This window comes from Bariatricus sp. HCP28S3_F11 (assembly GCF_052065395.1).
Classification (GTDB): domain Bacteria; phylum Bacillota; class Clostridia; order Lachnospirales; family Lachnospiraceae; genus Allocoprococcus.
This window is the reverse complement of record NZ_JBQHUC010000012.1, coordinates 68,176-74,433: the sequence shown is the minus strand read 5'-3', so window position 1 is coordinate 74,433 and position 6,258 is coordinate 68,176. Positions and strand designations below refer to the sequence as shown.

General features: G+C 42.7%; 8 protein-coding genes and 2 tRNA genes. All 10 read right to left on the bottom strand.

The window, feature by feature from the left end:
• Nucleotides 1–278: 278 nt before the first annotated feature.
• The 10 genes from ACTNBR_RS07855 to ACTNBR_RS07810 all read right to left on the bottom strand — a co-directional run bounded on the left by ACTNBR_RS07855 (nt 279) and on the right by ACTNBR_RS07810 (nt 6,232).
• Nucleotides 279–367, bottom strand: a tRNA-Ser gene (locus ACTNBR_RS07855).
• 230 nt (nt 368–597) lie between these two features.
• Nucleotides 598–683: transfer RNA gene (locus ACTNBR_RS07850), tRNA-Ser, on the bottom strand.
• A gap of 72 nt (nt 684–755) precedes the next feature.
• Nucleotides 756–1,514 (bottom strand): 2-C-methyl-D-erythritol 4-phosphate cytidylyltransferase, encoded by a 759-nt coding sequence (gene ispD, locus ACTNBR_RS07845; protein WP_427806039.1) that lies wholly within the window; start codon nt 1,512–1,514, stop codon nt 756–758.
• Nucleotides 1,515–1,601: 87 nt separating this feature from the next.
• A complete protein-coding gene (gene tsaD / locus ACTNBR_RS07840) occupies nt 1,602–2,633 on the bottom strand; it encodes a tRNA (adenosine(37)-N6)-threonylcarbamoyltransferase complex transferase subunit TsaD (protein ID WP_427806191.1) in 1,032 nt (343 codons plus the stop codon).
• 68 nt (nt 2,634–2,701) lie between these two features.
• The gene (locus ACTNBR_RS07835; protein WP_427806040.1) at nt 2,702–3,610 is read right to left on the bottom strand and encodes a ribonuclease Z; all 909 of its coding nucleotides are present in this window, start codon (nt 3,608–3,610) and stop codon (nt 2,702–2,704) included.
• 8 nt (nt 3,611–3,618) lie between these two features.
• Complete coding sequence (locus ACTNBR_RS07830) at nt 3,619–3,855, bottom strand: hypothetical protein (RefSeq protein ID WP_441017601.1); 237 nt, start codon at nt 3,853–3,855, stop codon at nt 3,619–3,621.
• 161 nt (nt 3,856–4,016) lie between these two features.
• The gene (gene rimI / locus ACTNBR_RS07825; protein WP_441017593.1) at nt 4,017–4,496 is read right to left on the bottom strand and encodes a ribosomal protein S18-alanine N-acetyltransferase; all 480 of its coding nucleotides are present in this window, start codon (nt 4,494–4,496) and stop codon (nt 4,017–4,019) included.
• Nucleotides 4,496–5,251, bottom strand: coding sequence for a tRNA (adenosine(37)-N6)-threonylcarbamoyltransferase complex dimerization subunit type 1 TsaB (gene tsaB / locus ACTNBR_RS07820; protein WP_427806192.1), 756 nt, complete (start codon nt 5,249–5,251; stop codon nt 4,496–4,498). The genes rimI and tsaB overlap by 1 nt, the downstream gene beginning before the upstream one ends.
• A 15-nt stretch (nt 5,252–5,266) precedes the next feature.
• Nucleotides 5,267–5,692: a tRNA (adenosine(37)-N6)-threonylcarbamoyltransferase complex ATPase subunit type 1 TsaE gene (gene tsaE, locus ACTNBR_RS07815; RefSeq protein WP_427806043.1), complete on the bottom strand. Its 426-nt coding sequence runs from the start codon at nt 5,690–5,692 to the stop codon at nt 5,267–5,269.
• A gap of 27 nt (nt 5,693–5,719) precedes the next feature.
• Nucleotides 5,720–6,232, bottom strand: coding sequence for a YcxB family protein (locus ACTNBR_RS07810; RefSeq protein WP_427819998.1), 513 nt, complete (start codon nt 6,230–6,232; stop codon nt 5,720–5,722).
• Nucleotides 6,233–6,258 lie beyond the last annotated feature (26 nt).

Genomic DNA, 6,258 nt, shown 5'->3' with positions numbered 1-6,258 from the left:
TTCCTTCTTACTGTTTTTAGGTTTGTTAAATCTGTCGATTCAACCGTTCTTGAAAAATCTCTTAAAGAATTTTCAGGGTTGTTGTCTATTGTTTAGTTATCAATGTTCTTTGTGTTTTGCTTGTCTCTTGCGAGTCAGCTTTTGTATAATACCATGTGTGTCGTTTAATGTCAAGTATATTTTTCAACTTTTTTTACATTTTTTTGACTTGATTTTTACATACACAATATATGTAAATACATCCTTCACATTTCACATCATACAGCTTTACAAGCGAACGGAGAAAGAGGGATTTGAACCCTCGCGCCGCTATTAACGACCTACTCCCTTTCCAGGGGAGCCCCTTCAGCCTCTTGGGTATTTCTCCAAAACGTCCGAAAAATAATATACACGAACTCAGCAATTTTGTCCAGTATTTTTTTTCATTTTTTAATTATTCTACATCTCTCGATTTGCTTCGCAATTTTCTGTCTATTCACTATTCTATTAATATCATTGCACTTTTTCCAAAAGGGTACAAAGTAATTTGCATTCAATTATCATTTTAAGAATGCAAAAAGCACATCCATCCTTTAGATAAATGTGCTTTTTTCTCAACGCAGAGGGTGGGATTCGAACCCACGCGCCCTCTCGGACAAACGGTTTTCAAGACCGCCTCGTTATGACCACTTCGATACCTCTGCATCTATTAAATTGTTTCGCTGTATCAGCGACAATTGGAATTATAGCATAACTGCTTCTTTAATGTCAATAACTTATTTCAAATTTTTTAATTTATTTTTTCGATTAATGAAAGCTTCTGCCACAGGCAGATCCTCCGGCGTTGTAATCTTTATATTCTCATACGATCCCTCAATCAATTTAACCGGAATTCCAAGCATTTGTTCAACCACCATTGCATCGTCGGTGACTTGAATACATTCCTTTTTCATCAATCGAAAATATGCTTCTTTGATCAATGGAGCTTCAAACACCTGTGGTGTCTGTACCAGCCAAAGCGTTTTTCTGTCAGGAGTCTCTTTTGCAAATCCGTCTGCATCCACCACTTTTATTGTGTCCTTAGACGGCATTCCCGCCACACACGCCCTATGTTTACGCACTGCCTCATATGTTCTCTCAATAATTCCTTCATCCACAAACGGGCGCGCACCATCATGAATGAATACATATCCATCCCGATTAGGTACTTTCATTTCTTCCCTGTCCATAGCAAGCAGTGCACGATATACCGATTCATATCGCTCTTTTCCACCTATAGTAATCAAGTCCACTTTGTCAAAGTTATATTTTTCCACAATCTCTTTCCGGCAATATTCAGTCTGTCCTTCACCGACAACCACAATAACGTCATCGATGATTTCAGATTCTTCGAAAGCAGCGAGTGAATAATAAAGCACAGGCTTTCCTGCAATCTCCAGATATTGTTTCTGAACTTTTGTCCCCATACGGCTACCCTGTCCTGCCGCCAGGACGATCGCTGTACAGCGTTTTTTTGTATTGTGTTCCTGTTCCATGCCAGCTCCTTCTCATTATTTGCTTCCTAACCCACCGAATAATATGAAACAATCATATTTCCATATATCTTTTTCGTTCAAAAAGCCTTATCTTTCTCCAAGTCTCAGATTAGGAACTGCATTCAGATCCCATCCGTGCCTGGTTCCTGCGAGATATTCATAATATGCTGCAGCTCCAATCATAGCCGCATTGTCCGTACACAGAATCGGAGATGGGTAATAGAATTCAATTCCATTTTCTTCACATGCCCGCTTCATTGCCGTGCGCAGAGTGCTGTTCGAAGCCACTCCTCCCGCAATCGCCAGTTTATTTAATCCATATTCTTTTACCGCATGCATAGCATTTCCCACGAGCACATCAGTAACTGCTTTCTGGAAAGACGCCGCAATATCAGCACGGTTGTATTCAATTCCTTTCATCTGACATCCATTTATATAATTAAGTACAGAAGACTTCACCCCGCTGAAACTGAAATCATACGGCGAATCTTCGATATGTGCTCTTGGAAATGGAATCGCATCCGGATTTCCTTCTCTCGAAAGCTTATCAATCTTCGGGCCTCCCGGATATCCCAGGCCAATCGCTCTTGCCACTTTATCAAAAGCCTCCCCTGCAGCATCGTCTCTCGTCCGTCCGAGGATTTCATAGGTACCATAGTCTTTTACACAAACAAGATGCGTATGCCCTCCAGAAACCACCAGGCATAAAAAAGGTGGTTCCAGTTCTTTATTCTCTATATAGTTTGCAGAAATATGCCCTTCGATGTGATGTACTCCTATCAAAGGCAGTTTTTTCGCATATGCGATCGCTTTTGCTTCTGCGACACCGACAAGAAGCGCCCCGACGAGTCCCGGACCGTATGTCACGCCAATTGCATCAATGTCATCCAACGTTACATTCGCCTCTGACAATGCTTCCTCTATTACCTGATTAATCTTCTCAATATGTTTTCTGGATGCGATCTCCGGTACAACTCCTCCATATAATTTATGGAGATCAATCTGGGACGAAATCACGTTCGACAGAACTTCCCTTCCGTTTTTTACGACCGCAGCTGCAGTCTCATCGCAGGAACTTTCTATTGCCAAAATCTTAATTTCTTTATTTTCTGTTTCCATCTGCTTCTCTTCTTTCTTTTCAGGTAGCCTTACACTATCCATTCATTTATCTTTTACAGCACCATTACTTATTCCGGAAAATCCAATTCCGTCGTCATTCTGTCCTTTCCGGCTATTGCACGTGGGAAAATAGTTCTCACATCATCCATATATTCTTCCGGTCTGGTAAGCGACGGACTGTAATGTGTCAGCCACATTTCTTTTACTTCAGCATCTCTTGCAATTTCCGCAGCTTCATAGAATGTCATATGTTTGTATTCCACCGCTTTCGCTGCTTTCTCCTTTTCTCCATACATGCCTTCACATATGAACAGATCTGACCCTTTTGCATGCTGTCGGATTGAATCTGTAGGACGAGTATCGGTACAATAAGTCAGTTTGATTCCCTTTCTGGGCGGTCCAAGCACCATATCGGGTGTCAGTTTCCTCCCTTCCAGCTCGAGATTCTCACCTCTCTGCAAATGTTTCCAATATTCTTTCGGAATCTCCTGTTCCATAGCCCGCTGAACATCAAACTTTCCTGCACGGTCGATTTCTATCGTATAACCATAGCAAATCACATTATGTCTGACCCGAAAAGCAGTGAGGCGGTATCCGTTGAGTTCAAAACTCTGCTCCGGCTCTGTTATTTCAATAAACTTCAGTTCAAAAGGCAGTTCCGGTGCAATAACCCTCAGCGAATTCACCACTCTTTCGAGCCCTTTTGGCCCAATCAAAGTGAGTGGCTCTGTCCGGTCTGCATTTCCCATTGTAAGAAGAAGTCCCGGAAGGCCGCTGATATGATCACCGTGATAATGTGTAAAGCATATCACATCAATTGGTTTAAAGCTCCATCCCTTTTCTTTCATCGCAATCTGTGTGCCTTCGCCGCAATCAATTAAAAGCTGGCTTCCATTAAATCGGATCATCAAGGCCGTCAGCCAACGATATGGCAACGGCATCATTCCGCCGGTTCCCAACAAACATACATCTAACATGTTCTCTCCTATTCTCTTTCTACCGGAATCGCAAAAGAGCCGACCAGCTTGTCGTAGCACGCCTCACAAAGGTCAAAACGATGCACCTCATTGTCCTTCTCAGAGAAATATCCCCATCGTTTTTCAACACTCAGTACATCCTCTTTTCCAATTCCATCTATGACTTCAATTTCTTTTTTACACATATTACAGATAATTCTGCGAATTTCTTTTTTCTTTTCATTACAAATCTCATACTGACGCATCATGTTCCTCCATAGTATCCCCTTCAAATACCGCCTGCTCATCTCGCTCGGCATATCCGGGAAGTATTCTGTATTACGCTTTCATTATATCGCCAGCATGATCGTTTTTCCATCGGAAACCACTGCATGTTTATGCTAAAAATTCCACTTGACACATTCGTTTATTCCGTAAGTTTTGGAATCAGCACATCCCTGCTCATAAGGATCGCATCTTCCGGTGCCGTTCCTCCATAATAATTCCTGCGTATCCCATCCACCTGAAAATGATTTTTTTCATAAAAGCGAATTGCTGTCCGGTTGCTCTTTCTGACATCCAGCAGAATTCTTCCCAGTCCTTTTCTTCGGCAGATATCAATCATATTTTCAAACAGGTTCTGGCCAATCCCTCTGCATCTGGCATCTTCCGCAACTGCAATTCGTGCGACTTCACATTCATCCAGAACAAAATAACAAATGAAATACCCCAAAACGATATCACAGCACTTTGCCGCAACACAAAAAGTATGATCCTGTTGCAAAGTATTTTTTATCTCTTTTTCACTCCAGGGATCTGGGAATACAGCATATTCCAACTGGGCAATCCGGTATATTTCGTCTGTATCCGATGCTGAAAGTTCTTTAAAAGTCCATTCATCAGCCATTAGCAGTTACTCTCCGTGTTCTTTTTCGCCAGTTCACGTTCCGCTCTTTCGCGCTCTGCCTGCGAAAGTCTCAAATAATCAGGCTTATGCTCTGCCGCCGTCTCCACCCTGCCCGTTCGATAATAATCCATTGCCAGTGTTCCAAGCGCTGCCGCCCTTTGCTGATTCATATGAGCAGGCGCAAAAGAAATTTTATAATTAACAAGCAACTCATTCTGTAATCTTTCACGATGAACAGGGACCCCGTCTCCGAGGAAAATGATTCCCCTGTCATTTGGAAATCTGCACAGTCTCTCTGCCAGTTCTTCAATTCCCACAGCCATCTGAGGCTCTATTATGTTCAGTTTTTCATCTTCGAATTCATAAATTCCGGTATACACCTGATTTCTTCTTGCATCCATGATCGGGCATACAATCTGATCTGTATAACACAGGTTGTATGCAAGTGCATCTACTGTCGGCACATGAATCAGGGGCTTTTCAAGCGCAAGCCCCAGCCCTTTTGCAGTTGCCGAGCCTATTCTAAGTCCGGTAAATGAACCCGGTCCTCCTGCCACAGCAATCGCGTCAACCGAACCAAGCTCCAGCTCTGTCATGCGCACAATCTCATCCAACATCGGCAAAAGCGTCTGTGAATGTGTCTTTTTATAATTGATCGTATACTCCGCAACCGTTTTCCCGACTGCCTTTTCGTCTTGTTCCACCACTGCTACCGTTGCAACAAGCCCGGAACTGTCAATCGCCAATATCCGCATCATTCAACCTCTTTTCTATCGTTCTTCCACCGTAATCCTGCGGAATTCAAATCCATTTTTCAAATCCTTCTCAATGATGATCTCTGTCCGTTTCTCAGGCAGAATCTCTTCAATCAAATTTGCCCATTCAATCAGGCTCACTCCATCACCATATATATAATCGTCAAAACCAATCTCATCCATCTCCTCAACATCACCGATGCGGTATACATCGAAATGATAAAACGGAAGACGCCCCTCTTCGTATACCTGTACAATGGTAAAGGTAGGACTGCTGACAGGCTCTTTGATTCCAAGCCCTTTTGCCATCCCCTGAGTAAAAACCGTTTTCCCGACACCCAGATCTCCGATCAATGTATATACCTGACCGGCTCTGGCTTCTTTCCCTATCTTCTCACCGAGCAAAAAAGTCTCCTTTGCACTTCTAGTCTCTATTACCATACTGCTTCTCTCCATTTCAATCTGTTGTTAATCCGCGCTGACATGACGTATTTTCACTTTTCTTGGAGACATATGCGTGGAGATCATCTTCACAGCTGCCGCATACTGTTCACCCAATGCTTCTTTTGGAAAAATCAGCGCTCTCACTTTCGTGACATATAAAATAATAGATGTATCTGTTGAAACTGCTTTCTGAAAATTCCCCCATTCGTTCAGCGTACTTTGATCTTCCTGAGAAATCTGAACGCCCTCTTCCGTCAATTCATAGGTGATCGGCTTCTGGAACATGGGTGATTTTTTAACCTGTTCGGAAGATTTTGCCTTCATATTCAGCGGCGTTCCCACTAAGAAGAATATCGCAATCAAGAAAAATGTAGCTGCCGCCGGATACACCCCGTTCATCGTCTGTCGGATTCCCAGATACAGCGTAATCCCTCCCAGAATCACTCCCATTATTCCATTCAGACTCGTATACGTAGTATGAAGCATAAAATCATACATCGCTTTTTCCGTCATTTTCACATCAAATTTAACCGTCATCTCACTACCTCCCGACGTTTTATCCT

Excerpts from the sequence above, each read along its gene's own strand:
- ispD (WP_427806039.1), bottom strand. The coding sequence starts at position 1,514 with ATGGAACAGGAACACAATACAAAAAAACGCTGTACAGCGATCGTCCTG.
- tsaD (WP_427806191.1), bottom strand. The coding sequence starts at position 2,633 with ATGGAAACAGAAAATAAAGAAATTAAGATTTTGGCAATAGAAAGTTCC.
- ACTNBR_RS07835 (WP_427806040.1), bottom strand. The coding sequence starts at position 3,610 with ATGTTAGATGTATGTTTGTTGGGAACCGGCGGAATGATGCCGTTGCCA.
- ACTNBR_RS07830 (WP_441017601.1), bottom strand. The coding sequence starts at position 3,855 with ATGCGTCAGTATGAGATTTGTAATGAAAAGAAAAAAGAAATTCGCAGA.
- rimI (WP_441017593.1), bottom strand. The coding sequence starts at position 4,496 with ATGGCTGATGAATGGACTTTTAAAGAACTTTCAGCATCGGATACAGAC.
- tsaB (WP_427806192.1), bottom strand. The coding sequence starts at position 5,251 with ATGCGGATATTGGCGATTGACAGTTCCGGGCTTGTTGCAACGGTAGCA.
- tsaE (WP_427806043.1), bottom strand. The coding sequence starts at position 5,692 with ATGGTAATAGAGACTAGAAGTGCAAAGGAGACTTTTTTGCTCGGTGAG.
- ACTNBR_RS07810 (WP_427819998.1), bottom strand. The coding sequence starts at position 6,232 with ATGACGGTTAAATTTGATGTGAAAATGACGGAAAAAGCGATGTATGAT.